This is a genomic window from Micromonospora chaiyaphumensis (assembly GCF_900091435.1).
GTDB classification, from domain to species: domain Bacteria; phylum Actinomycetota; class Actinomycetes; order Mycobacteriales; family Micromonosporaceae; genus Micromonospora; species Micromonospora chaiyaphumensis.
Genome location: NZ_FMCS01000009.1, coordinates 24,501 through 48,074 on the forward strand (window position 1 = coordinate 24,501; position 23,574 = coordinate 48,074).

Consider the following 23,574-nt stretch of genomic DNA (forward strand, 5'->3'; position numbering starts at 1 on the left):
CGGGGGCGGGGGCGGGGGCGGGGGGGTCAGGGTTTGGTGGCCCTCAGGGCCAGGATGTCGGGGAGGGGGCCGGAGCCGGACTCCCGGACGGCGGTCAGGGTGAGGCCGGCCGCGGGTACCGCGTCGAGCAGGTCGGCCAGCGGGACGTGCCAGGCGCCCACCCGGGCGCGGACGCCGACCGAGTTCCAGGACCGGAAGCTGCGGTCCCGCTCGGCGTATCCCTCGTCCAGGAGGATCCGGCCGGGCTCCGCGCGGTCGGCGAACGCGCCGACGAAGCAGGGGTGCACGCCGACGTGGACCAGCCGTCCGCCGGGTGCCAGCACCCGGGCCGCCTCGGCGATCGCCGCGGGATAGTCCGGCATGTCGGTGTGGGCGAGCACGCAGGCCACGGCCGGCAGGACGCCGTCCGGCAGGGGCAGTGCGGTCGCGTCGGCCCGGGCCACCGGCAGCCGCGTCCGCGCGTGACGGAGCTGCCCGCCCGACAGGTCCACGCCGATCGGCTGCCAGCCGAGCCGGCGCAGCTCGCCGGCGTGCGCCCCCGTGCCGCAGCACAGGTCGAGGCAGCGCCCGGAACCCGGCCCGAGCAGGTCGGCCAGCACCGCCCGGACCCGCTCGCTGTAGTCGGTGGCGGTGGTCGTGACGTAGTCGTCGTACCAGTCGGCGATGGCGTCGTACGCGGCGATCGTCATCTCCGCACGCTAGACCCCGCCCGGCCCGGACCGCAGCCCCGGCGATGATCCGCTACGGTCACCGGCATGACCTGGGAGGACCTGGACGCGCACCTGGACAAGGTGCCCGGCACCGTCTCCGCGTACGTGGGGCGGCTCGGCGCCCCGCCCACCTGGACCCGGCACGCCGACGCCACCCACTACGCGGCCAGCACCATGAAGGTCGCCGTGCTGGTGGCGCTGCACCGCGCCGCCGAGGCCGGCCGGCTGGACCTGGACGCGCCCGTCCCGGTGCGCAACAGCTTCGACTCGGCGCTGCCCGGCACGCCCCGGTTCACCAACGCCCGCAGCTACGACAACGACGACGCGGTCTGGGCGCGGGTGGGCGGCGAGGCTCCCCTGCGCTGGCTCGCCGAACGGATGATCGTCCGCTCCAGCAACCTGGCCACCAACCTCTGCATCGGTCAGGTCGGCCTGCCCGCGCTGACCGAGGCGTGGACGCTGGCCGGCGCCCGGCACAGCGTCACCGGCCGGGGCATCGAGGACTTCGCGGCCCGCGACGCCGGGATCGACAACCTGGTCACCGCCGCCGACCTGGCCGCCCTGCTCGGCGGCCTGGCGCTGGGCGCCCGCCAGCCCGGGCCGCTCGCCTCGCCCGCCGGCTGCGCGGCCATGCTCGACGTGCTGTTCGCGCAGGAACACCGCGAGGACCTCGCCGCCGGGCTGCCCGAGGGCACCCGCATCGCGCACAAGAACGGCTGGGTACGCGGCATCCGCCACGGCGCCGGCGTGGTGTTCCCGGAGGACGCCCCGCCGTACGCCGTCGTGGTCTGCACCACCACCGACCTGGCCGACGGCGGCCCGAGCGGCGAGGAGGAGGACGACGCCTGCCGGCTCATCGCGCACGTCTCCGCGGCGGTCTGGGCGGCCCGGCACGACCTGGCCGGGTGACCGCTACTCCAGCAGGTTCGCGCGCAGCGCGGCCAGCGTCGCGTCGGTGAGCCCGAGGCCGTCGCGCAGGTACGCGTCGAACGTGCCGTGCACCCGGCGCACCTCGTCGTACGCGGCGTCCAGGTAGTCCGGACGCACCTCCAGCAGCGGCCGGGCGACGGCCGGGTCCAGATCCGGCCGGCGGCGGGTCATGGCGGCCAGCAGCACCTCGCGCAGGCTCTCGGTCAGCTCGTTGTGCCGCAGGTAGTCCGCCCGGATCACCGGCTCGTCCACCCCGAGCGCGGTGAGCAGCACCACCGACAGCCAGCCGGTGCGGTCCTTGCCGGCCGAGCAGTGGAACAGCAGCGGCAGGTTGGCCCCGTCGGCGGCCAGCCGCACCGCCGTCCCGAACCCCTCCCGGGCCGAGTCGCCGGTGACGAACCAGCGGTAGATCGCCGCCATCGCCCCCGGCATCCCGTCCCGGGCCAACTCCTCGTACGCGTCGAGGTCGTGGCCGAGCAGCACCGCCGAGACGTAGGTGAACACCGGGTGGGCCGCGTCGTAGACCGGCAGGTGCACCAGCCGCGGCTCGCCGGCCAGGCGGTCGGGCGGGGCGACCGCCTGCTCGGTGGCGTGCCGCAGGTCCACCACGCAGGCCGGGGCGAGCTTGCCCAGCACCGGCAGGTCCTCGTCGGTGAGCCGGCCCAGCGCCGCGGTGCGGATCAGCCGGCCGGCGCGTACCCGCCGCCCGTCCGAGGTGGGCAGCCCGCCCAGGTCACGGGCGTTCGGCGCGCCCACCAGCTCCCAGTCCCGCCCGGTCATCGGCCCTCCCCGGTTCGCCGTCAGCTCCGTATAGGGTGCCCCACATGACGATCGCGGCGGTACGCACCCACCGGCTCTCGGCCCCCTTACACACCCCGTTCGTCACCGCGCTGCGCCGCACCACCACCGTGGACACCCTGGTCGTCGAGGTGGTGGACAGCGACGGGCGGTCCGGTTTCGGCGAGGCGCCGCAGGTCTGGCAGGTGACCGGCGCGTCGATCGCCGGCGCCGAGGCGTGCGTGCAGCAACTCCTCGGGCCGCTGCTGACCGGGCGGGACGCCGACGACCTCCAGGCCCGCTGCGCCGAGGTGCGCCGTGCCGTCGTCGGCAACGAGTCGGCCCGGGCCGCCGTCGACGTCGCCCTGCACGACCTGGCCGCGCGGCGGCTCGGCGTACCCCTGGTGCGGTTGCTCGGCGGCACGACGCTGCGCATCCCCACGGACGTCACCCTGGCCGCCGGCGACGCCGTGGACCTGGCCGCGGCGGCCACCCGGCGCCGGGCCGAGGGATTCACCGTGCTGAAGCTCAAGGTCGGCACCGACGCGCGGGGCGACCTGGACCGGGTACGCGCGGTCCGCGCCGCGGTCGGGCCCGAGGTGCGGATCCGGCTGGACGCCAACCAGGGCTGGACCCCGCGCGAGGCGGTCCGGGTGATCCGCGGCATCGAGGACGCCGGGCTCGACGTCGAACTGGTCGAGCAGCCGGTGCACCGGCGCGACCTGGACGGGCTGGCCTGGGTCAGCGACCGGGTGGAGCTGCCGGTCCTCGCCGACGAGTCGGTGTTCGACCTGCGCGACCTGGTCGAGGTGATCCGCCGCCGGGCGGCTGACATGGTCAACGTCAAGCTGGCCAAGTGCGGCGGCCTGCACACCGCCCGGACGCTGCTCGACCTGGCCGCCGCACAGGGCATGGGCACCATCGTCGGCTCGATGATGGAGAGCCAGGTCGGGCTCGGCGCGGCGGCGAGCCTGGTCGCCGCCTACGGCACCACGGCCGTGTCGGACCTCGACGCCGCCTGGTGGCTGGCCTGGTCGCCGGTCGCCGGCGGGATCCGGTACGACGGCGCGACCGTCGTCCTGCCGGACGCCCCTGGGCTGGGCATTTCGAGCGTGAATGAAGCAAAGGTTCAGCCGCGTGGTTGAGTGCCGTTGGAATTTTTCATAGGGTCGCCCAAGGGACGCGAGGTGGGGGTGGGCATGATGGTTCAGCCGGGCCGCGAGGCCGTCGTCCGGGTGCCGGTGGCCACCCTCTGGACCGCCCCCGAGGCGGTCCGTCCGACCGACCGCCCCGCACTGGGCGTGACGCCGGACGTCGCCACCTGGATCGCCGGCATGGACCGCGACCAGCAGGTCGGCGAATGCGTCCTGACCCAGCTGCTGCTCGGCGAGCGGGTGCTGGTCACCGAGGTACGCGCCGACGGTTGGGCACAGGTCGTCGCCCTGGCCCAGCCCGCCGCCAAGCTCGACGTCCGCGGCTATCCGGGGTGGCTGCCCACCGCCCAGCTCACCGCTCCGGCGGAGCCCGGCCCGCCGGTCACCCCGCTGGTCGTGGACGCCCTCCACACCGCGCTGCACACCACCCCCGACGGCCCGCCGGCCCTGCCCGGCGTGATCCTCGGCACCCGCCTCGCCCCGGCCGGCCGGCCGGTCGACGGCTGGCGGCCGGTCTTCGCGCCCGGTCACGCCGAGCCGCTCTGGGCCCCGGAGGGCGACCTGGTCCCGCTGCCCGCGGAGCGGCCGGAGGCCAAGGAGGTGCTCGCCCTCGCCGAGCGGCTGCGCGGCCTCATCTACATCTGGGGCGGGCTGTCCACCGACGGCATCGACTGCTCGGGCCTGGTGCACCTGGCCTGGCGCCGCCACGGGCTCACCCTGCCCCGTGACGCCGACGACCAGGCCGAGGCCACCACTCCCCTGGCGCTCGGCGAGGAACGCCCCGGCGACCTCTACTTCTTCGCCCGGCCCGGCCGCCGGATCCACCACATCGGCATCGTCAGCACCGAGCCGCAGGGCGACGTACGGCGGATGCTGCACGCCTGCTACGTGAAGCGCCTGGTCGTCGAGGAGCGGCTCCCGCCGGACCGGGAGGCCACGCTGGTCGGCGCCCACCGGATCTGACCCGTACGCCGAGAAGGGGCGCCCCCGAGCACGGGGGCGCCCCTTCTGCGTGCGGGTCCGGTCAGCGGCGGGCCTCGGCCAGCTCGCGGCGCCGGTCCCGGGACGACTTGACCAGGCTGGCCGCGGTGGCCACGGCGAGGGTGCCGAGGATGACGGTGAGCGAGAGCCAGATGGGGATGTGCGGGGCCCAGCCCACGTGCCGGCCGTCGTTGACGAACGGCAGGTTGTTGTCGGCGAGGGCCTCCAGGACCAGCTTGACCCCGATGAAGCCGAGCACCACGGCCAGGCCGTAGCTGAGGTAGATCAGCCGGTCCAGCAGGCCGCCGAGCAGGAAGTAGAGCTGCCGCAGCCCCATCAGCGCGAACACGTTCGCGGTGAACACCAGGTACGGCTCCTGGGTGATGCCGAAGATCGCCGGGATCGAGTCGAGCGCGAAGATCAGGTCGGTGGTGCCGATCGCGATCATCACGATCAGCATCGGGGTGAACAGCCGCCGCCCGTTCTCGTGGGTGGTCATCCGCGCCCCGTCGAAGTCACGGGACAGCGGCAGCGCCTTGCGGCTCCACCGGATCAGCAGGTTCTCGCTGAACTCGTCCTCGTCCGGCTCCCCCTGGCGGGCCAGGTTGACCGCCGTGTAGATCAGGAACGCGCCGAAGATGTAGAAGACCCAGGAGAACTGGGAGATCAGCGCGGCGCCGGCGGCGATGAAACCGCCGCGCATGACCAGCGCCAGCAGGATGCCGACGAGCAGCACCTTCTGCTGGTACCGCCGGGGCACCCCGAAGCGGGCCATGATGATCACGAAGACGAAAAGGTTGTCCACCGAGAGGCTGTATTCGGTGAGCCACCCGGTGTAGAACTGGCCCGCCACGCTGGGGCCTGAGGTGAGCCACAGACCCGCCCCGAAGATCAGGGCCAGCCCCACGTAGAAGCCGACCCACAGGCTCGACTCGCGGACGCTCGGCTCGTGCGGGCGGCGACCGATGATGAACAGGTCGACCAGCAGGACCGCGGTCATCACGACCAGGGTCCCCGCCCACACCCATCCGGACACGTTCAAATCCATCCTCCGGCAGACACACAGCGTCGGGCACACCGTACGCCGGGTGAGGGGCCGGGGTGCGTCGACGCTGACTCTGGTGACTGTCGGAGGTCTCTTCCGCCACCGATCCGGGGTGCGGATCGCTGACCGACGGAGCCGGGTCGTGCCACCGGGGGGCCGGCGCTCTTCCGTGCTGACGACTCCGTCGCGAGGGAATACTCCCCTCCTCGGCCGCCATTGTTCACCATCGGCCCGGGGTGCCGCATCTTCGGGGGCCCCGTTTGCCGGGGTACGGGTGTTCTGGTGTGGGACAGCTCTCGTGGCGCGGGCCTCACGGCCTAGGGCGTCCTAGGAGGCTAGGTGTTCGGGAAGGAGCGGGTCGGCGAAGGACCAGCCCGCGGCCAGCAGGGCGTCGCAGGCGGCGACGGCGGTCGCCAGCCGCTCCTCGTGCGGCCCGCGCAGCTCGACCACCGGCACCCCGCAGCCGGCCAGCTCCTCGCGGAACCGGCCGGTCATCCAGGCCCGCAGGTGCTCCCCGTCGCGCAGGCCGTCGTCGGCGAAGGGCACCCCCTCGTGGTCGGTCAGGAGGTACAGCGCCGGCCGGCGGGCGGCCGCCCGGACCGCCTCCGACGAGGACCCGAGGTAGCGCTCCTCCCAGATCGCCGTGGCCCGGGCGTCGGTGTCGCAGAACAGCAGCGGGCCGGCGGCCCGGGCCGCCGCGTCCTCGGCGGCCTGCTGCTCGCGCACCACCTCCAGGAAGTCGTCCCGGTCCCACGTGACGTCGAAGACCGTCGCCCCCGGCCGGGCACGCCGCAGCCCGGCGAGCTTGCGCTCGGTCAGTTCGCGGCCGTACTCCGGAACCCAGGGCGTGCCGTAGTGCGCGGCGAGCGCCGCCGCCATCGTCGTGGTGCCCGTCGACTCGGCCCCCACCACCACGACCCGGCGGACCAGCCAGGCCCGCACGGGCGGGCTCAGCCGCCACCAGTGCGCCGCCGGATCCGCGCGCACCGCGGTGCCGGAGACCGGCACGGCCCGCCGGTCCAGGTCCACGCAGACCGCGACCGCGTCGAACCGGCGGGCCAACTCCTCGCCGTACGCCTCGGAGGAGAAGACCGCGTCCACCGGCTCCCCGCCGAGCGCGTCGGCGAACACCGCGCAGTGCAGGTCCCAGATCGCCGGGTCGGCGTAGTCCACCGGGTGATCGTCGTACCGCCCCACGAACCGCACCCAGGGCGTCGCGGCGTGCGCCTCGCGCAGCCAGGCCACCCGCAGGTCGAGCGGGATCGACTCGCGTCGGGACGGGGCGACCACCACGGTGACCGCCGCGCAGCGGGCCGCCGCCGCCTCGATCAGCGCGTGGTGCCCGGCGTGCGGCGGGTAGAACTTCCCCACCACGAGGCCGTGCCGGAACTCCCGGCCCGGCTCGCCCCGCCCGCTCACGCCGCGACGGGGGCCGGGCCCGGCGGCACCGGGGTCGCCGCCGACCGCCGACGCAGGTCCGCCCGCCACTCCCGCAGCCCGACCACGCAGAGCGCCAGGAAGATCAGGTAGAGACCACCGGTCAGCCAGAGTCCCTTGTACGCGTACAGCGGGATGTAGATCAGGTCGGCGGCGATCCACAGCCACCAGCTCTCCACCAGCTTGCGCGTCTGGCCGTAGGTGGCCAGCAGGGACAGCGCGGTGGTGACCGCGTCGGCCAGCGGCACCGTGGAGTCGGTGGCCCGGTCCAGCAGCGCCCAGAGCCCGGCCGTGAGCAGCACGCCGGCCACGCCGAGCGCCCACCACTCGCGCCGGCCGGTCCGGGCCACGGCCAGCCGGCTGCGCCGCTCCCCGCCGAAGAGCCAGTGCCACCAGCCGTAGACGCCCAGGACGACGTAGACGACCTGGAGGCCGGCGTCGGCGTACAGGCCGGCGGTCCAGAACAGCAGCATCAGCAGCAGCACGTTGGCGATGCCGATCGGCCAGTTGGCGATGTGCTGCCGGGCCACCAGCCAGACGTTGACCACACCCGTGGCGAAGCCGAGCAGCTCGGCCCAGGTGGTGCCGGCGCCCAGGACGGTGAACGCCGTGGCGGTGAGCCAGTCCAGCATGGTGTCCCTCCCCCGTTTCCCGAGCGCCCACCCTAGAGGGGGTGTGGCGCGCGGAACAGCCCCCGGGGCATACCCGCCGGCGACCGGCGTGCGAGGCTTCGGGCATGGTTCTTGAGGTCGCGCTCATCGACGTGACGCCCGGGCACGAGGACGACTTCGCCGCCGCCTACGCGAAGGCGCGCCCGATCCTCGCCGGCACCGAGGGCTGCCGCTCGGTGCGGATGACCCGGGGCGTCGAGTCGCCGTCCCGGTTCGTGCTGCTGGTCGAGTGGGACTCGGTCGAGGCGCACGACGTCAACTTCCGGCAGAGCGAGCGCTTCCCGCAGTGGCGGGAGCTGATCGGCCCGTACTTCGCCGGCCCGCCGCTGGTCGAGCACTTCCTCGACGTGCCCGCCTGAGCTGTCGTACCCCTCACATAGCCTGCGCTCGACGCGCCGGCCACCGGTCCCGACGGTAATCGGGGGCGCCGGGCCCGGTGGACCGCGCGTCGACGCCGCGCCGGGCAGAACAGTGTCCCGACGGTAATCGGCGGCGCCGGGCCCGGTGGACCGCGCGTCGACGCCGCGCCGGGCAGAACAGTGTCCCGACGGTAATCGGCGGCGCCGGGCCCGGTGGACCGCGCGTCGACGCCGCGCCGGGCAGAACAGTGTCCCGACGGTAATCGGCGGCGCCGGGCCCGGTGGACCGCGCGTCGACGCCGCGCCGGGCAGGACAGTGTCCCGACGGTAATCGGGGGCGCCGGGCCCGGTGGACCGCGCGTCGACGCCGCTCGGTTCAGTCGGGTTCGTGCGGCTCGCGGGGTCGGGGCACCGGCACGGGGCCGAGCCGCCGGGTGAGCAGCTCCACCGTCTCCTCCTCCGGCAGCGCCGCCGCGAGCAGCCGCTCGACCAGCCGCTCGTAGCGGGCGACGTCCGCCTCCGCGATCAGTCGCAGGTCGGTGGTGAGCGTCTCCACCAGCACCGTGCGCGGGTCGGCCGGGTCCGGATAGGCGTAGTAGGAGAACGGCGCGAGCGGGTGCAGGTCGCCGGAGGGGGACGCGTCGCGGGGCAGCAGCCGGATGGTGACGTGCGGCCGCTCGGCGAGGACGGCCAGGTGCCGGAGCTGCTCCCGCCAGACCTCGACGGGCAGGCCACCGGGGTCGCAGGCCCGCTCGTCGATCAGCGCGGTGTAGTCCGGCGGCTCTGGCCGGCACAGCACCTCCTGCCGCACCGCGCGGGCGCGGACGTCGGCCTCCACGTCGACGTCGTCGGCGAGCAGGGCGCCGGCCGACACCCGCAGCCGCGCGTAGTCGGGGGTCTGGAGCAGCCCGGGCACGAGCGCCGGTTGGTAGTCCACGATGCGGACCGCGCCCGCCTCCAGCTCCGCGTACGCCCGCTGCCGTTCCCCCATCTCGCCCAGCGCCTTCGACCAGCCGCGGCCGGTGGCCGCGTCCCGGGCGATGACGATCAGCTCGTCGCGCTGGTGGGGTGGCACGGCGTAGACGTCGAGCAGGTCGAGCACGTCGGCCAGGTCCGGCCGGCTCTGCCCCAGCTCGATGCGGGACAGCTTCGATGTGGACGCCCAGCCGAGCCGGCCGCAGACCTGCTCCAGGGTGAGCGATTCCCGGCGGCGCAGCCGGCGCAGTTCCGCGCCGAGCCGCACCCGCCGGACCACAGGACTTGCTGACAACGGCATGTGCGCCTCCCCACCGTGGGAGAGTACGCACCACCGTCACACAGGGCAATACCTTGCTCGCAGAGAGCTATCGTCGCCGTCAGGCGACGGTAGGTGCCGAAGGACCAGACGAGACCGGCCAGGTCACGGGCGACGTAGTCGCGGGAGCCGTAGTCGGTGTCGAAGGGCGGCCGGACGATTTCCGCGCCGGCCGCCCTGGCCCGCTCGTGGTGCGCGTCGACGTCGTCGACGGCCACGTAGACGCGGTAGTCGTCGTCGGCCGGCCGGGTCGCCGGGGCCGGCCCCGGTCCGACCATGACGAGGTCGTCGCCGTAGCCGAGCTGGGCGTGCCGCACCGTGCCGTCGGGCCCCTCGTGCACCTCGTGGACGGTGAGGTCGAACGCGGACCGGAGGAAGTCGACGGCGGCGCGGGCGTCGGGATACCGGAGGACCGGATAGATGCTTCGCATGGCCCGAGTCTGCCGCCGCGCCGGTCAGGCCGGATTGGACGAATGTGACCCGGCCAGCGCCGCGGGGGTGGCCCCGGCGAACTCGCGGAACTCCCGGATGAGGTGGGACTGGTCGTAGTAGCCGAACCGCACCGCCAGCTCCGCCCACCCGTCTCCGTCCCCGCGCCGCCCGCTCGGAGGCGGGGGCACCGAGGTGCCCGCCGGTGCGGCGGCGGTGACCAGCGTGCGGCCCACCATGGTGTACGCCCGCTGGAAGCGGATCAGCCGGGCGACGGTCTTCGGTGGCAGGCCGAACTCGTGCCGGAACCGGACCGCCAGGTGGCGGCGGCTCCAGCCGACCTCCTCGGCGAGCGCGCCGACGCCCAGCCCGCCGCCACTGCCGTCGAGCAGCCGCCAGGCCGCCAGCAGGCGCGGGTCGACCGGCCCGGTCGCCGCCAGCCGCGCGGCGAGCGCGGCGTCGAGCCGGGCGAACCGGGTCGCCCAGTCGGGCAGCTCGGCCAGCTCGTCGCGCAGCCGGGCCAGCCACCCGTCGAGCCCGTCGACGGAGACCGCCCGGTTGGCCAGCTCGCCCAGCGGCAGCCCGAGCAGCCGGCGGGCCGCCGGGGCGGTCAGCAGCACCTGCACACCGACGCCCTCGCCGGCCGTCCGGGTCGCGCACCAACCGTCGAACGGCCCGGCCAGGAAGGCGTTCGTCCCGTACGCGCCCCGGTCGGCGGCCCGCGCGTCGGTGACGTCGAGCGGGGCGCCCCAGCCGAGGATCAGCACCACGAAGGCGCCGGCCGCCTCCCGGCGCACCAGCGGGCGGGCGGCGTGCTCGCGGTAGCCGAGGTAGCGGTCGACGTAGGGCCGGAGCCGGGGGTCGGGGAGCCCGATCACGGCCTCGGTGAGCACGGCGGCCTCCCCCGATCCCGGTCCGTCACTTCACCCCTGCGGCGTCCATCCCGCGAAGTTCCTTCTTGAGGTCGGCGACCTCGTCGCGGATCCGCGCGGCCAGCTCGAACTGGAGCTCCCGCGCGGCGGCGAGCATCTGGTCGTTGAGCTCCTGGATGAGGTTGGCCAGGTCGGCCCGGGCCATCCCCTCCCGGGACGGGGTCGCGGCGGCGCCGCGACTGCGGCTGCGGGTCTCCTTGACCGGCGCCTTGCCCCGCGACAGCTGCCGGACCGCCCCGCCGACCCGGCTGTTCTCGGTGTCCTCCGCCTCGCGGTAGATGTCGTCGAGGATGTCGTGGATCTTCTTGCGCAGCGGCTCGGGGTTGATGCCGTTGGCCTCGTTGTGCGCGATCTGCTTGGCCCGGCGCCGGTTGGTCTCGTCGATCGCGTCCGCCATCGACGGGGTGATCTTGTCGGCGTACATGTGGACCTGGCCCGAGACGTTACGGGCCGCGCGGCCGATGGTCTGGATCAGCGACCGGCCGCTGCGCAGGAAACCCTCCTTGTCGGCGTCGAGGATCGCCACCAGGGAGACCTCGGGCAGGTCGAGGCCCTCGCGGAGCAGGTTGATGCCGACCAGCACGTCGTAGTCGCCCTTGCGCAGCTCGCGCAGCAGCTCCACCCGGCGCAGCGTGTCGACCTCCGAGTGCAGGTAGCGCACCCGGATGCCGTTCTCGAGCAGGTAGTCGGAGAGGTCCTCGGCCATCTTCTTGGTCAGCGTGGTGACCAGGACCCGCTCGTCCCGCTCGGTGCGCAGCTTGATCTCGTGCATGAGGTCGTCGATCTGGCCCTTGGTGGGCTTCACGATGACCTCGGGGTCGATCAGGCCGGTGGGGCGGATCACCTGCTCGACGAACTCACCCTGGGCCTGCTCCAGCTCCCACGGGCCGGGCGTGGCGGAGAGGAAGACCATCTGGCCGACCCGCTCCAGGAACTCGTCGAAGCGCAGCGGGCGGTTGTCGGCCGCGCTGGGGAGCCGGAAGCCGTGGTCGATCAGCATCCGCTTGCGGGAGGCGTCGCCCTCGTACATGCCGCCGATCTGCGGAATGGTCACGTGCGACTCGTCAACCACGGTCAGGAAGTCGTCGGGGAAGTAGTCGAGCAGGCAGTGCGGCGGGCTGCCAGGCAGCCGGCCGTCGATGTGCATCGAGTAGTTCTCGATGCCGGAGCAGAAGCCGACCTGGCGCATCATCTCGATGTCGTAGGTGGTGCGCATCCGCAGCCGCTGCGCCTCCAGCAGCTTGCCCTGCCGCTCCAGCTCGGCCAGCCGCTCGCCCAGCTCGACCTCGATGTCGCGGATCGCCCGCTCCATCCGCTCCGGACCGGCCGCGTAGTGGGTGGCCGGGAAGATCATCAAGCTGTCGACCTCGCGGACCACGTCACCGGTGAGCGGGTTGAGGTAGTAGAGCTTCTCGATCTCGTCGCCGAACAGCTCGATCCGGACGGCCAGCTCCTCGTAGGCCGGGATGATCTCCAACGTGTCGCCGCGCACCCGGAAGGTGCCGCGCTGGAAGGCCATGTCGTTGCGCGTGTATTGAATGTCGACCAGCCGGCGCAGCAACTGGTCGCGGTCGAGCTCCTGCCCCACCTTGACCCGCACGGCGCGGTCGAGGTATTCCTCCGGCGTGCCCAGGCCGTAGATCGCCGACACCGTGGCCACCACGATCACGTCGCGCCGGGTGAGCAGCGACATGGTCGCCGAGTGCCGCAGCCGCTCGACCTCCTCGTTGATCGAGGAGTCCTTCTCGATGTAGGTGTCGGTCTGGGGGATGTAGGCCTCGGGCTGGTAGTAGTCGTAGTAGGAGACGAAGTATTCGACCGCGTTGTGCGGCAGCAGCTCGCTGAACTCCTTGGCGAGCTGCGCGGCGAGGGTCTTGTTGGGCGCGAGCACCAGGGTCGGCCGTTGCAGTCGCTCGACCAGCCATGCCGTGGTGGCGCTCTTGCCGGTGCCCGTCGCGCCGAGCAGCACCGTGTTGCGGTCGCCGCCGCGCACGCGACGCTCAAGCTCGTCGATGGCAGCCGGCTGGTCACCGGCCGGCTGAAACTCGCTGACGACCTGGAAGCGGCCGTCGAGCCGGGGAATGTCGAGCGCCATGACCTCAACGGTACGCCCGCGGTCCGACACTTCCGGGCCGACCGCGTACCGTCCCTGATCGGCTTCGATATTCCCATTGTGTGGCTCATCTCACCGGACTACCCTCGTACCGTAGGCCGCTCGCGGCGGCCGACCGGGCCGGTGGCCGCCCCTCCGGGGCCCGGCCGCCCCCGGCACCCGGGGTCGCAGCACCCGAGAGACCGGCGTGCGCGCCCGAGGTGGTCGCGCTCGAAGCGCTGACCGGCCGCCGCGAGCGCCCCTGCTCGTCACCGAAACCCGGCAGCCGCGTTGTGCACTCGTGGAGACCTCTCCCGGCCGCCGGCCGCGACGCCCTCGCACCCGCGACACCGGCCCGCTCCCCACCGAGCCCACTGACGCTGCCGCGCCCGAACCGCCAGCTCGCACGGCGCCCGCTGCCCCCGCCGGCAGCGCTCCGGCCGGCCCGGTCGCACCGCCCTCCACAGACCGGCCCGCCGACGACCGCGCACCGGCCACGGAGCCATCGGCCCCACCCACCGGGCCGGAGCCTGCGGATCTTGGAGACGTGCCGTCCGCCACGAACGGCAACTCTCCAAGATCGGACGACGGGCGCAGCGAGGGACCAGACCGCTTACGCGCCGAGCCGACGAGCGGTTGCCCGGCCGAGCAGCCGGAAGATCGTGGCGACCCATCCGCCGCGAACGACGACTCCGGCGACGGGCGCAGCGCAGGACCACGCCGCACACCCGGCCCGCCGCCCACCGAACCACCGGCCGCCCATCACCCCGGCCACCTGCCGTCCGAGACGAAGGCCGCGTCGACCGGGGCGCGGAAACGGCCACGCACACCGGCGTCCGCCGGCAGCGTCGTCGACGCCCCCACCGTGCCGGGCGCGACGGCCGTCCCCCGCGAACCCGGCCGCGGTCACCGCCGCGCCGGCGCCGTGACCAGCCGACCCGCCGGCTCCCCCGGCCGCCGCCCGCGCGCCGACCCGGTGACCCGGGAGCGGCCGGCCGACCCGTTCGAGCCGCCCGGCGACCCGGAGCTGGACGGGACGGGCGATCCGTCCGAGCCGCCGACCCGCCGCCGCGCCGTCCTGGTCGCGCTCGCGGCGGCGGCCACGGCCTCGGCGGCCGCCCTGGTCGCCGGCCTGCTGAGCTGGTCGCCGGAGCCGGCGGAGCCCACCGAGACGGCCCGCCCGCTCACCGCCGCCGAGGCCGACCGGCTGGCCGCCCTGCGGGTCACCAACCAGCGCGACGTCCGCGCCGGGGTCCGGGTCACCGTGGGCGCGGGCGGCGACCGGACCGAGCTGGTCGGCTGGGTCGACTGGGCCCGGCCGCTGGTCTACCTGGACGTGAGCGGGCCCGGCGCGGGCGTCGAGCGGGGACTGGTCCAGGCGACCTCGTCGACGCTGCTGGTCCGGCCCGATCCCGCCGCGACGCCCGCGCCCGCCCCGCCCCCGCTGGTGCCTCCGGCGGACCGGTGGCGGGTGCGGGAGCTGCCGGCCGGGCGGGGCCTGCCCGCGGTGCGGGACCTGCTGCTCGGGCTCGGCGCGGCCCGGGTCGACCCGGCCGTCCCCGAGGCGCGCTGGCTGCGCCAGGAGACCGTGAACGGGGTCCCGGTGGACGTGCTCCAGGCTCCCCTCGCCACGAACGACCCCGGCGTGCAGGACCCGGACCGGCGGGCCCGGCTCTGGGTCGACGGGGACGCCCGGCTGCATCGCCTGGCCGGACGCCTGCCGGACGGCACTCCGGTCACCGTCGAACTGGCGCGCAGCGACCGCCCCACGCTGCGCCCCGTGGACGCGCTGGGCGGGCGGCCCGGGCTGCCCCGGGCGCTCTCCGATGCCGAGGCCGACCGGCTGGTCCGGCTGCCCGCCCGGCTGCGCGCCGCCGGAGGCGCCGGCCTCACCCTCGCGGCCCCCTCGGGCGACCTGCACGGCAGCGGCTGGGTGAGCTGGGCGGGCTCCACGGCGTACCTGTCGGTGGTGGAGGGTGACAATCCCGGGCGCCGCACTCTGGTGCGGGCGCGGCCGGGACGCGTGGCCCGGCTCGTGGTGCCGGCGGGCGACGCGGCGGACCCGCCGCTGCCCGCGCCGGACGGGCTGGTCCGGGCGTCCGGGCAGCCGCCGCGCGACGATGTGGAGCGGCTGCTCGACGCGGCGCTGCTGCGGGGCGGCGACGCCACCGTGGCGGCGACCCCGGCGGTCCGGATCCGCGACGACCGGGTGGCGGACCGGACGGTGGACGTCATCGAGGTACGCGGCCGGCTGCGCTGGTGGATCGACCGGAACGGGCTGCCGCGCCGGCTGGAGCTGCGGACCGAGCGGGGCGTCTGGGCGCAGCTCGACCTCACGCCGGGTCGGGTGCCGGCGCTGCCGGGCGCGGAGCGCACGGTGCGGGCGCCGGCGGCACGCCGCTGAGCGGACGGTCAGGACACCGCCGGCACGCCGGTGAGCGGGTTCAGGGTCGCCAGCCGGTCTGCGCGGCCCACTCCTCGGCCCGCAGGTGCTCCTCGTCGAACCAGGGGTCCTTCAGCGTGCCGTAGGTGGCGCTGTCCGGGGCCGAGGCCGCCAGTTCCCGCTTCACCTCCAGGTACGCGGCCCGCTGCCCCGGGTCCGCGCGCAGGTGGTCGCGCATCAGCAGGGCGTACCGCCAGCCGGGCGAGTCCGCCACGCGCACGTGCAGGTACACGGGACGGCCGGGGTCGGCGCTGCCGTGCAGCCGCTTCTTCCACCGGCGGCTGCCGGGCGGGCGGGGGTTGTCCCACCAGTCGCCGGGCAGCCGGGGGAAGCCGGCGTCGGTGAGCCGCTCGGCGAGCGGCCCGTCCGCCTCGGCGAGCGACGGCACGGTGAGCTGGATGTCGATGACGTCCTTGGCGGCCAACCCGGGCACGGCGGTGGAGCCGATGTGGTCGACCCGCAGGTCGCCGCCGGCCGCGTGGCGGATGCGGGCGGCCAGTCGGGCGTACTGCTGGGGCCAGGTGGGGTCGGGCTCGGTGAGCACCACCCGCTCGGGCCGGACGGCGTGGTGCTCCCGGACGTTGCGCTCGTAGGGCAGCAGGCGCTCGTGCCAGAGGGTGTCCACGGCGGCGTGCAGGTCGGTCAGCGTGCCGTCGTTGTCGAGCAGCACGTCGGCGGCCGCCTGCCGGCGGGCGTCGTCGGCCTGCGCGGCGATCCGCCGCTCGGCCTCCGCCCGGTCCATGCCGCGGTCGCGGGCCAGCCGCGCAAGCCGGGTGGTCACCGCCGCCTGCACGACAAGCACCAGGTGGTACGTGGGCGCGAGCCCCACCTCGACGAGCAGCGGCACGTCGTTGACCACGACGGCGTCGGGGGGCGCCCCGGCGACCAGCTCGGCGGTGCGGGCGCGCACCCGGGGGTGGGTGATGGCCTCCAGCCGGCGGCGGGCGGCCTCGTCGCCGAAGACCACGGCGCCCAGGGCGGCCCGGTCCAGCGCCCCGTCGGCGTCGAGGACCCCGTCGGAGAACGTCGCGACGATCTCGGCGAGGCCCTCGCTGCCCGGTGCGACCACCTCGCGGGCGATCCGGTCGGCGTCGACGACCACCGCGCCGAGCGCCGCCAGCCGGCTGGACACCGCGCTCTTGCCGGACCCGATCCCGCCGGTCAACCCCACCCTCAGCACCGCAACAGTCAACCCGATCACCGTTGGCGGTGCCAACCCGCCCCGGACACGGCGAGGGCCCCGCCCCCGGCGACCCGGTGGTACCGGATCGCGGGGACGGGGCCCTCAGCGACTGCGCCAGCTCGGACGTGCCGGGCCGGGGTCGTCAGCGGGTCACTTGCCGCCGGCGAGCTTCTCCCGCAGCGCGGCGAGCGCCTCGTCGGTGGCCAGCGTGCCGGCCGGCTCCTCGGCCTGACGGCTCGGGGCCGAGGTCGTGGTCGTGGTGCCGGACACGGCCGGAGCCGGGTTGGCAGCGGCCTCGGCGTCGGCGGCCCGGGAGGTCTGCACCTGCTTGGTGTGGGCCTCCCAGCGCTGGCGCGCCTCGGCGTACTGCTGCTCCCACGCCTCGCGCTGCTTGTCGTAGCCCTCGAGCCACTCGCCCGTCTCCGGGTCGAAGCCCTCCGGGTAGATGTAGTTGCCCTGCTCGTCGTAGGTCGCGGCCATGCCGTAGAGGGTCGGGTCGAAGTGCTCCTCGCCCTCGACGAAGCCCTCGTTGGCCTGCTTGAGCGACAGCGAGATCCGGCGGCGCTCCAGGTCGATGTCGATGACCTTGACCATGACCTCGGAGCCGACCTGCACGACCTGCTCCGGGATCTCCACGTGGCGCTCGGCCAGCTCGGAGATGTGGACCAGGCCCTCGATGCCGTCGTCCACCCGGACGAAGGCGCCGAACGGCACGAGCTTGGTGACCTTACCCGGCACGATCTGCTGGATCGCGTGGGTGCGGGCGAACTGCCGCCACGGGTCCTCCTGGGTCGCCTTCAGCGACAGCGAGACCCGCTCGCGGTCCAGGTCGACGTCCAGGACCTCGACCTCGACCTCCTGGCCCACCTCGACGACCTCGGACGGGTGGTCGATGTGCTTCCAGGACAGCTCGGAGACGTGCACGAGGCCGTCCACGCCGCCCAGGTCGACGAACGCGCCGAAGTTGACGATCGAGGAGACGACGCCCTTGCGGACCTGGCCCTTCTGCAGCTTGTTGAGGAACTCGGTGCGCACCTCGGACTGCGTCTGCTCCAGCCACGCCCGGCGGGACAGGACCACGTTGTTGCGGTTCTTGTCCAGCTCGATGATCTTGGCCTCGAGCTCGCGACCGACGTACGGCTGCAGGTCGCGGACCCGCCGCATCTCGACGAGCGAGGCGGGCAGGAAGCCGCGCAGGCCGATGTCGAGGATGAGACCACCCTTGACGACCTCGATGACCGAGCCGCGGACGACGCCGTCCTCGTCCTTGATCTTCTCGATCGTGCCCCAGGCCCGCTCGTACTGCGCCCGCTTCTTGGAGAGGATCAGGCGACCCTCCTTGTCCTCCTTCTGGAGGACCAGGGCCTCGATGTGGTCGCCGACCGAAACGACCTCGGCCGGGTCCACGTCGTGCTTGATCGACAGCTCCCGAGAGGGGATCACGCCCTCGGTCTTGTAGCCGATGTCGAGCAGGACCTCGTCCCGATCGACCTTGACGACGGTGCCTTCGACAATGTCGCCGTCGTTGAAGTACTTGATGGTCTCGTCGATCGCGGCGAGGAAAGCTTCCTCAGAGCCGAGGTCGTCGACGGTGACCTTGTTGGCGCTCGAGGTGGCCTCGATGCTGCTCGTCATGTGGGCGGTTGCTCCGGTCGGATGGGTGTCACAGCAGGCGTGGGCGTCGCGGTGACTCAGTCCGCGCCAGCGGATCCGTCGCCGGGCACACCGAACGATCGCCATCAGAAGATCATTAGTGGCTCCGGTGACCGCGCACCTGCTCCCTGCCGAGGCACACGATCCGCGAGCGCATCGTCTAGCCTACCCGCTGCATTACCACAGCGTGCAAGCCCTCCCAGGTCTCCTCGGGCGCGTCAGCTGCGAAAGCGGAGATTTCGCGCGGTAAGGTGCCACAGCTGTCTCGTCCGTCACATCTGCCCCAGCGGCAACAGCGCCGCCCGGCCGCCGCGTGCAGCCCCCGGGGGCCTAGCGTGGGCGGGTGGACGACGACAGGGTGACCCGGCGCCGGGTGGGCGCCGCCGAGGTCCGCCGGGCCAACCGGGGCTGGTGGGACGCCGACGCCGACGGCTACCAGGCCGAGCACGGCGCGTTCCTGGGCGACGTGGACTTCGTCTGGTGCCCGGAAGGGCTGCGCGAGGCCGAGGCCGGGCTGCTCGGCGAGGTGGCCGGCCGCCGGATCCTGGAACTCGGCTGCGGCGCGGCCGCAGCCGCCCGCTGGCTCGCCGCTCAGGGTGCCCGGCCGGTCGCGCTGGACCTGTCCGCCGGCATGTTGCGGCACGCCGCCGAGGCCGCCGCCCGGACCGGGGTACGCGTGCCGCTCGTGCAGGCCGACGCGCTCGCCCTGCCGTTCGCCGACGCGGCCTTCGACACGGTGTGCACGGCGTTCGGCGCGATCCCCTTCGTGGACGACTCGGCGGCGGCGATGCGGGAGGTGGCCCGGGTCCTGCGCCCGGGCGGCCGGTGGGTCTTCTCGGTCACCCACCCGATGCGCTGGATCTTCCTGGACGATCCTGGCGAGGGCGGCCTGACCGCCGTCCACTCGTACTTCGACCGCTCCCCGTACGTGGAGCAGGACGAGCGCGGCGTCGCCACGTACGTCGAACAGCACCGCACCCTCGGGGACCGGATCCGGGAGCTGGTCGGCGCCGGGTTCCGCCTGCTGGACCTGGTGGAGCCGGAGTGGCCGGCGGGGCACGAGGGGATCTGGGGGCAGTGGAGCCCGCTGCGCGGCCGGCTCTTCCCCGGCACCGCCATCTTCGTGGCGGAGAAACCGGCCGCATGAGGCAACCGGACAATCAGTGCGACTCACCCGACCGGGGCCGAGTTACGCTGAGCGGGTGAGCGCCGAGCCGATCGCGACACCACCTGGCCCCTGGTGTCCTGACCCGATCCGGCAGCAGCGTGCCGACTACACGCTGGAGGACCTGCTCAACCTGCCGGACGACGCCCCCCGCGTCGAACTCGTCGACGGAGTCATCCAGGTGACACCCTCCCCCACCCTGGGCCATCAGGACATCTCGTTCCTCCTGCGCCTGTGGCTGCACACCCACGCGCCCCGACACCTCCGCGCCACCCAGGACGTCGGTGTCGAACTGGCGAGGAACACCAGTCGCCGGCCGGACGTGCTGCTGTGCCGGGCCGAGGTGACGTCGAACGCCTCGGAAGTGGCGCCTCACGACGTGATCCTCGCGGTGGAGATCGTCTCGCCCGGCACCCGGCGGGTCGACCGCTTCGCCAAGCCGGCCGAGTACGCCGCCGCCGGCATCCCGTTCTTCTGGCGGATCGAACAGGACCCGGTCCACCTCTACGCCTACCGGCTCAGCGAGCGGTTGAGCCCGAGCGGCGAGCGGCAGTACGAGCTCGTCGCCGACAGCGCCGATCTGATCGAACTGCCGCAGCCCTTCGACATCAAGCTGTCGATCGCCGAGATCACTCCGTAGCCGGCGTCGTTTCCGCTCCCCGGGCTCGGGTACCCGGACGGCATGGCCGAGAAGGAGGAGTTCCGCCGGGGCGACCACGTCTCCTGGGCCAGCCACAGCGGCCGGGCGTACGGGGTCGTCAAGGAGAAGCTCACCGAGCGCACGCACGTCCGCGGACACGCCGTGAACGCCTCGCCGGAGGAGCCGCAGTACCGGATCCGCAACGACGACTCGGGCCGGGACGTCGCCCACCGACCGGAGGTGCTGCGCCATGAGTCGAGGTGACGATCCGCAGCAGACCTACCGGGAGTTCACCGACGCGGTGAACATGAAGCCCGGCGAGCTCCAGAAGTGGCTGGAGACCGACGAGTCCAAGCACGTGGGCTGGCGCAAGGGCACCCGGGGCGGTGAGTCGGTGGGCCACGAGTCCGGCCGGCGGATCATCGACCTGCTGCGGCGCAAGCGCGACCAGCTCACCGCCGCCGACTACAAGCACATGCGCAAGGTCGTCGGGTACGTCCGCCGGCACATGGCCCAGCGACCGAGCGGCGACGTGCGCCGGACCCGCTGGCGCTACTCCCTCATGAACTGGGGCCACGACCCGGTGAAGGGCCCGCTCCCGCCGCCCGGCGGCCCGTCCCGCAAGGCCCTGGAGCGGCACGGCGCACCGCCGAAGGAACGCCGGGGACCGGGGCGTTGAGCCCGGTCGCTTGACCCTGCCGCTTCCGGCAGGGTCGGACGATCGGCGGCATGAGCGCCGAACAGCAGCGGGTCGTGGTGGTCACCGGCGCGGGCACCGGCCGGGCCACCGCCCGCGCGGCCGCCCACCCGCGAACAGCGGACGGCGACTCGCCACGACCTGCGAGCGACGACCCGCGGCCCGTCCGTCGGGCCGGTGCGCGGGTCAGTGGTCGGCGCTGTTCCAGTCGCGGCCCTCGCCGACGGAGACCTCCAGCGGCACCGACAGCGGGTAGGCCTCCCCCATCTCCTTGCGCACCAGCGCCTCCAGGGCCTCCCGCTCGCCCGGGGCGACCTCGAAGACCAGCTCGTCGTGCACCTGCAGCAGCATCCGGGAGCGCAGCCCGGCGTCGCGCAGCGCGGTGTCGACGTGCAGCATGGCGACCTTGATGATGTCGGCCGCGGAGCCCTGGATGGGCGCGTTGAGCGCCATCCGCTCGGCCATCTCCCGGCGCTGCCGGTTGTCGCTGACCAGGTCGGGCAGGTAGCGGCGGCGGCCCAGGATGGTGGAGGTGTAGCCGTCCTGCCGGGCCCGGGCCACCACCTCCTGGAGGTAGTCGCGGACCCCGCCGAAGCCGGCGAAGTAGTTCTCCATGAGCCCGCGCGCCTCCTCGGCGGTGATCCCGAGCTGCTGGGACAGGCCGAACGCGCTCAGCCCGTACGCCAGGCCGTAGTTCATGGCCTTGATCTTGCGACGCTGGTCGGCGGTGACCTGGTCGACCTCGACGGTGAAGACCGACGAGGCGGTCGCGGCGTGGAAGTCGTGCCCCGAGTTGAACGCCTCGATGAGCGCGTCGTCCGAGGACAGGTGCGCCATGATCCGCATCTCGATCTGGCTGTAGTCGGCGGTGAGCAGGCACTCGTAGCCCTCGCCGACGACGAAGGCGCGCCGGATCCGCCGCCCCTCCTCGGTGCGGATCGGGATGTTCTGCAGGTTGGGCTCGGTCGAGGAGAGCCGGCCGGTGGCGGCCACCGTCTGGTTGAACGTGGTGTGGATCCGGCCGTCGTCGGAGACCGACTTGAGCAGCCCGTCGACGGTCATCTTGAGCTTGGCGACGTCGCGGTGGCGCAACAGGTGCTCGAGCACCGGGTGCGGGTTCTGTGCGTAGAGCCACTGGAGGGCGTCGGCGTCGGTGGTGTAGCCGGTCTTGATCTTCTTGGTCTTGGGCAGGCCCAGCTCGCCGAAGAGGATCTCCTGGAGCTGCTTGGGCGAGCCCAGGTTGAACTCCCGCCCGACCGCCGCGTAGGCGCCCTGGGCGGCGGCCTTCACCTCGGCGGCGAAGTGCGCCTCCAGCTCGGAGAGGTAGTGGGTGTCGGCCGCGATGCCGGTGCGCTCCATGGTGGCCAGCACCCGCATGAGCGGCAGCTCGACGCCGGCCATCAGCCGGGCGGACTGCTCGCCGTCGCGGGACAGCTCGGCGTCGATCGCGTCGGCCAGGTCGAGGGTGGCCCGGGCCTGGAGCATCAGGTTCTGCTCGGCGGCCCCGTCGTCGCCGAGCCCGTCGAGGGTGAGCTGGCCGCTCTCGGGCGCGTCGACGCGCAGCTCGCGGTGCAGGTAGCGCAACGCCAGGTCGGTGAGGTCGTAGGAGCGCTGGTCGGGGCGGGCCAGGTAGGCGGCGATCTGGGTGTCGCGGGAGATGCCCTGCAGGTCCCACCCGTGCGCGGCGAAGGCCAGCACGGCCGGCTTGCTGTCGTGCAGCACCTTGGGGCGGGCCTCGTCGGCGAGCCAGCCGGCCAGCGCGGCCTCGTCCTCGGGGCCGAGCGTGGCCGGGTCGAACCAGGCGGCCGCGCCGTCGGCGGTGGCCAGCGCCATGCCGGTCACCGCGGCGGTGTGCCGCCGGTTGGGGCCGGTGTCGAGCTTCACCGCCACGCCGACCGGGGTGCCGGCCGGGGCGTGCGCGGCCAGCCAGCCGGCGAGGGCGCCGGGCTCGGTGAGCACCTGCCCGGCCAGCTCGAAGCCGGCCTCGGCCTCCGGCTCGACGGCCTCCAGGTATTGGTAGAGACGGTCGCGCAGGATGCGGAACTGGAGCGTGTCGAAGACCTGGTGCACGGCCTCCCGGTCCCAGCCCTGCCAGCGGCTGTCCTCCGGGCGCACCGGCAGCTCCAGGTCGGTGACCAGGCAGTTGATCTCGTAGTTGCGGATCACGTCGGCGAGCCGCTCGCGCAGGCTGTCGCCGGCCTTGCCCTTGATCTCGTCGGCCCGGGCCACCACGCCCTCGACCCCGTCGTAGAGGTTGATCCACTTGGCGGCGGTCTTCGGGCCGACACCCGGCACGCCGGGCAGGTTGTCGCTGGTCTCACCGACCAGGGCAGCCAGGTCTCGGTAGCGGCCGGGCCCCACGCCGTATTTCGCCTCGACCGCGGCCGGGTCCATCCGGGCCAGGTCGGAGACGCCCTTGCGCGGGTAGAGCACGGTGACCCGGTCGCCGACGAGCTGGAACGCGTCCCGGTCGCCGGTGGTGATGAGCACGTCCATGCCCTGGTCGCGGGCCTGGCAGGCGAGGGTGGCGATGACGTCGTCGGCCTCGTAGCCCTCCTTCTCGACCACCGGGATGCGCAGCGCCGCGAGGACCTCCTTGACGAGGCTGACCTGGCCCTTGAAGTCGGTCGGGGTCTCGCTGCGGCCGGCCTTGTACTCCGCGTATTTCTCGGTGCGGAAGGAACGGCGGGAGACGTCGAAGGCGACGACGATGTGGCTGGGCTGCTCGTCGCGGAGCACGTTGATCAGCATCGAGGTGAAGCCGTAGACGGCGTTGGTCGGCTGCCCCGTGGTGGTGGAGAAGTTCTCCACCGGCAGGGCGAAGAATGCCCGGTATGCCAGGGAGTGTCCGTCGACGAGGAGCAGGCGCGGCGTCGTAGCTGTCACGGCAGCGACTCTAGTCCGTACCGCCGACAACCCGGCGCACGGCGGCGCCGGGAAACGGCGGCGGCCGGCCGCCCCGCGAGGGGACGGCCGGCCGCC

General features: G+C 73.9%; 20 protein-coding genes and 1 pseudogene. 9 read left to right on the plus strand and 12 right to left on the minus strand.

Going from position 1 to position 23,574, the window contains the following annotated elements; translation table 11 throughout:
- Positions 1 to 26: 26 nt before the first annotated feature.
- Complete coding sequence (locus tag GA0070214_RS22820) at positions 27 to 689, minus strand: class I SAM-dependent methyltransferase (RefSeq protein WP_091267747.1); 663 nt, start codon at positions 687 to 689, stop codon at positions 27 to 29.
- A 66-nt stretch (positions 690 to 755) separates the two neighbouring features.
- Here GA0070214_RS22820 and GA0070214_RS22825 point away from each other — a divergent pair, with 66 nt between their 5' ends.
- Positions 756 to 1,619, plus strand: coding sequence for a serine hydrolase (locus GA0070214_RS22825; protein WP_091267751.1), 864 nt, complete (start codon positions 756 to 758; stop codon positions 1,617 to 1,619).
- Positions 1,620 to 1,622: 3 nt separating this feature from the next.
- On the opposite strand, the gene GA0070214_RS22830 is transcribed toward GA0070214_RS22825, so the two are convergent.
- Positions 1,623 to 2,420, minus strand: a complete 798-nt coding sequence (locus GA0070214_RS22830) for a tyrosine-protein phosphatase (protein WP_091267755.1) — start codon at positions 2,418 to 2,420, stop codon at positions 1,623 to 1,625.
- A 44-nt stretch (positions 2,421 to 2,464) separates the two neighbouring features.
- Here GA0070214_RS22830 and GA0070214_RS22835 point away from each other — a divergent pair, with 44 nt between their 5' ends.
- Together GA0070214_RS22835 and GA0070214_RS22840 are read left to right on the plus strand one after the other, a co-directional pair.
- Positions 2,465 to 3,562: a mandelate racemase/muconate lactonizing enzyme family protein gene (locus GA0070214_RS22835; RefSeq protein ID WP_091267758.1), complete on the plus strand. Its 1,098-nt coding sequence runs from the start codon at positions 2,465 to 2,467 to the stop codon at positions 3,560 to 3,562.
- Positions 3,563 to 3,616: 54 nt separating this feature from the next.
- Positions 3,617 to 4,534 (plus strand): C40 family peptidase, encoded by a 918-nt coding sequence (locus GA0070214_RS22840; protein WP_091267763.1) that lies wholly within the window; start codon positions 3,617 to 3,619, stop codon positions 4,532 to 4,534.
- 61 nt (positions 4,535 to 4,595) lie between these two features.
- Here the strand turns inward: GA0070214_RS22840 and GA0070214_RS22845 are convergent, their stop codons facing one another.
- From GA0070214_RS22845 to pnuC, 3 genes are all read right to left on the minus strand, one after another.
- Positions 4,596 to 5,594 (minus strand): TerC family protein, encoded by a 999-nt coding sequence (locus GA0070214_RS22845; protein ID WP_091267767.1) that lies wholly within the window; start codon positions 5,592 to 5,594, stop codon positions 4,596 to 4,598.
- 330 nt (positions 5,595 to 5,924) lie between these two features.
- Entirely contained in the window at positions 5,925 to 7,016 is a 1,092-nt protein-coding gene (locus GA0070214_RS22850; protein ID WP_091268394.1) for an AAA family ATPase, read from the minus strand.
- Positions 7,013 to 7,666: a nicotinamide riboside transporter PnuC gene (gene pnuC / locus GA0070214_RS22855; protein WP_091267771.1), complete on the minus strand. Its 654-nt coding sequence runs from the start codon at positions 7,664 to 7,666 to the stop codon at positions 7,013 to 7,015. Before pnuC ends, GA0070214_RS22850 begins: the two co-directional genes overlap by 4 nt.
- Before the next feature lie 104 nt (positions 7,667 to 7,770).
- On the opposite strand from pnuC, the gene GA0070214_RS22860 reads away from it, so the two are divergent.
- Positions 7,771 to 8,064 carry an antibiotic biosynthesis monooxygenase family protein gene (locus tag GA0070214_RS22860; RefSeq protein WP_091267775.1) on the plus strand — a complete coding sequence of 98 codons (294 nt, stop codon included), beginning with the start codon at positions 7,771 to 7,773 and terminating at the stop codon, positions 8,062 to 8,064.
- A gap of 376 nt (positions 8,065 to 8,440) precedes the next feature.
- Here the strand turns inward: GA0070214_RS22860 and GA0070214_RS22865 are convergent, their stop codons facing one another.
- The 4 genes and pseudogenes from GA0070214_RS22865 to uvrB all read right to left on the minus strand — a co-directional run bounded on the left by GA0070214_RS22865 (position 8,441) and on the right by uvrB (position 12,814).
- A complete protein-coding gene (locus GA0070214_RS22865) occupies positions 8,441 to 9,340 on the minus strand; it encodes a DUF5753 domain-containing protein (RefSeq protein WP_091267778.1) in 900 nt (299 codons plus the stop codon).
- Positions 9,341 to 9,450: 110 nt separating this feature from the next.
- Positions 9,451 to 9,789: pseudogene (locus GA0070214_RS22870) on the minus strand (VOC family protein); the annotation flags it as partial.
- 24 nt (positions 9,790 to 9,813) lie between these two features.
- Positions 9,814 to 10,680 carry an AraC family transcriptional regulator gene (locus GA0070214_RS22875; protein WP_091267781.1) on the minus strand — a complete coding sequence of 289 codons (867 nt, stop codon included), beginning with the start codon at positions 10,678 to 10,680 and terminating at the stop codon, positions 9,814 to 9,816.
- Positions 10,681 to 10,705: 25 nt separating this feature from the next.
- On the minus strand, positions 10,706 to 12,814 hold the full coding sequence (uvrB, locus tag GA0070214_RS22880; protein ID WP_091267784.1) for an excinuclease ABC subunit UvrB: 2,109 nt from the start codon (positions 12,812 to 12,814) through the stop codon (positions 10,706 to 10,708).
- 922 nt (positions 12,815 to 13,736) lie between these two features.
- Between uvrB and GA0070214_RS31965 the strand changes: the two genes are divergently transcribed.
- The gene (locus GA0070214_RS31965; RefSeq protein ID WP_167364320.1) at positions 13,737 to 15,215 is read left to right on the plus strand and encodes a hypothetical protein; all 1,479 of its coding nucleotides are present in this window, start codon (positions 13,737 to 13,739) and stop codon (positions 15,213 to 15,215) included.
- A gap of 40 nt (positions 15,216 to 15,255) precedes the next feature.
- On the opposite strand, the gene coaE is transcribed toward GA0070214_RS31965, so the two are convergent.
- Together coaE and rpsA are read right to left on the minus strand one after the other, a co-directional pair.
- Positions 15,256 to 16,434 (minus strand): dephospho-CoA kinase, encoded by a 1,179-nt coding sequence (gene coaE / locus GA0070214_RS22890; RefSeq protein WP_091267793.1) that lies wholly within the window; start codon positions 16,432 to 16,434, stop codon positions 15,256 to 15,258.
- Between the two features lie 153 nt (positions 16,435 to 16,587).
- Positions 16,588 to 18,177, minus strand: coding sequence for a 30S ribosomal protein S1 (gene rpsA, locus GA0070214_RS22895; protein WP_208602873.1), 1,590 nt, complete (start codon positions 18,175 to 18,177; stop codon positions 16,588 to 16,590).
- Between the two features lie 256 nt (positions 18,178 to 18,433).
- Between rpsA and GA0070214_RS22900 the strand changes: the two genes are divergently transcribed.
- The 4 genes from GA0070214_RS22900 to GA0070214_RS22915 are packed head-to-tail and all read left to right on the plus strand — an operon-like array spanning position 18,434 to position 20,574.
- On the plus strand, positions 18,434 to 19,237 hold the full coding sequence (locus GA0070214_RS22900; RefSeq protein WP_091267799.1) for a class I SAM-dependent methyltransferase: 804 nt from the start codon (positions 18,434 to 18,436) through the stop codon (positions 19,235 to 19,237).
- Between the two features lie 55 nt (positions 19,238 to 19,292).
- Positions 19,293 to 19,895 (plus strand): Uma2 family endonuclease, encoded by a 603-nt coding sequence (locus GA0070214_RS22905; protein WP_244167810.1) that lies wholly within the window; start codon positions 19,293 to 19,295, stop codon positions 19,893 to 19,895.
- A 42-nt stretch (positions 19,896 to 19,937) separates the two neighbouring features.
- The gene (locus GA0070214_RS22910) at positions 19,938 to 20,159 is read left to right on the plus strand and encodes a hypervirulence associated TUDOR domain-containing protein (protein ID WP_091267802.1); all 222 of its coding nucleotides are present in this window, start codon (positions 19,938 to 19,940) and stop codon (positions 20,157 to 20,159) included.
- The gene (locus tag GA0070214_RS22915) at positions 20,146 to 20,574 is read left to right on the plus strand and encodes a DUF3140 domain-containing protein (protein ID WP_091267806.1); all 429 of its coding nucleotides are present in this window, start codon (positions 20,146 to 20,148) and stop codon (positions 20,572 to 20,574) included. The genes GA0070214_RS22910 and GA0070214_RS22915 overlap by 14 nt, the downstream gene beginning before the upstream one ends.
- A 204-nt stretch (positions 20,575 to 20,778) precedes the next feature.
- Here GA0070214_RS22915 and polA read toward each other — a convergent pair whose 3' ends face one another.
- Positions 20,779 to 23,478 carry a DNA polymerase I gene (gene polA, locus GA0070214_RS22920; protein WP_091267809.1) on the minus strand — a complete coding sequence of 900 codons (2,700 nt, stop codon included), beginning with the start codon at positions 23,476 to 23,478 and terminating at the stop codon, positions 20,779 to 20,781.
- Positions 23,479 to 23,574: the final 96 nt, after the last annotated feature.

What these genes read in the sequence shown, in the direction of transcription:
- GA0070214_RS22820 (WP_091267747.1), bottom strand. Translation starts at nt 689, where the DNA reads ATGACGATCGCCGCGTACGACGCCATCGCCGACTGGTACGACGACTAC.
- GA0070214_RS22825 (WP_091267751.1), top strand. Translation starts at nt 756, where the DNA reads ATGACCTGGGAGGACCTGGACGCGCACCTGGACAAGGTGCCCGGCACC.
- GA0070214_RS22830 (WP_091267755.1), bottom strand. Translation starts at nt 2,420, where the DNA reads ATGACCGGGCGGGACTGGGAGCTGGTGGGCGCGCCGAACGCCCGTGAC.
- GA0070214_RS22835 (WP_091267758.1), top strand. Translation starts at nt 2,465, where the DNA reads ATGACGATCGCGGCGGTACGCACCCACCGGCTCTCGGCCCCCTTACAC.
- GA0070214_RS22840 (WP_091267763.1), top strand. Translation starts at nt 3,617, where the DNA reads ATGATGGTTCAGCCGGGCCGCGAGGCCGTCGTCCGGGTGCCGGTGGCC.
- pnuC (WP_091267771.1), bottom strand. Translation starts at nt 7,666, where the DNA reads ATGCTGGACTGGCTCACCGCCACGGCGTTCACCGTCCTGGGCGCCGGC.
- GA0070214_RS22860 (WP_091267775.1), top strand. Translation starts at nt 7,771, where the DNA reads ATGGTTCTTGAGGTCGCGCTCATCGACGTGACGCCCGGGCACGAGGAC.
- GA0070214_RS22865 (WP_091267778.1), bottom strand. Translation starts at nt 9,340, where the DNA reads ATGCCGTTGTCAGCAAGTCCTGTGGTCCGGCGGGTGCGGCTCGGCGCG.
- uvrB (WP_091267784.1), bottom strand. Translation starts at nt 12,814, where the DNA reads ATGGCGCTCGACATTCCCCGGCTCGACGGCCGCTTCCAGGTCGTCAGC.
- rpsA (WP_208602873.1), bottom strand. Translation starts at nt 18,177, where the DNA reads ATGGCGATCGTTCGGTGTGCCCGGCGACGGATCCGCTGGCGCGGACTG.
- GA0070214_RS22910 (WP_091267802.1), top strand. Translation starts at nt 19,938, where the DNA reads ATGGCCGAGAAGGAGGAGTTCCGCCGGGGCGACCACGTCTCCTGGGCC.
- GA0070214_RS22915 (WP_091267806.1), top strand. Translation starts at nt 20,146, where the DNA reads ATGAGTCGAGGTGACGATCCGCAGCAGACCTACCGGGAGTTCACCGAC.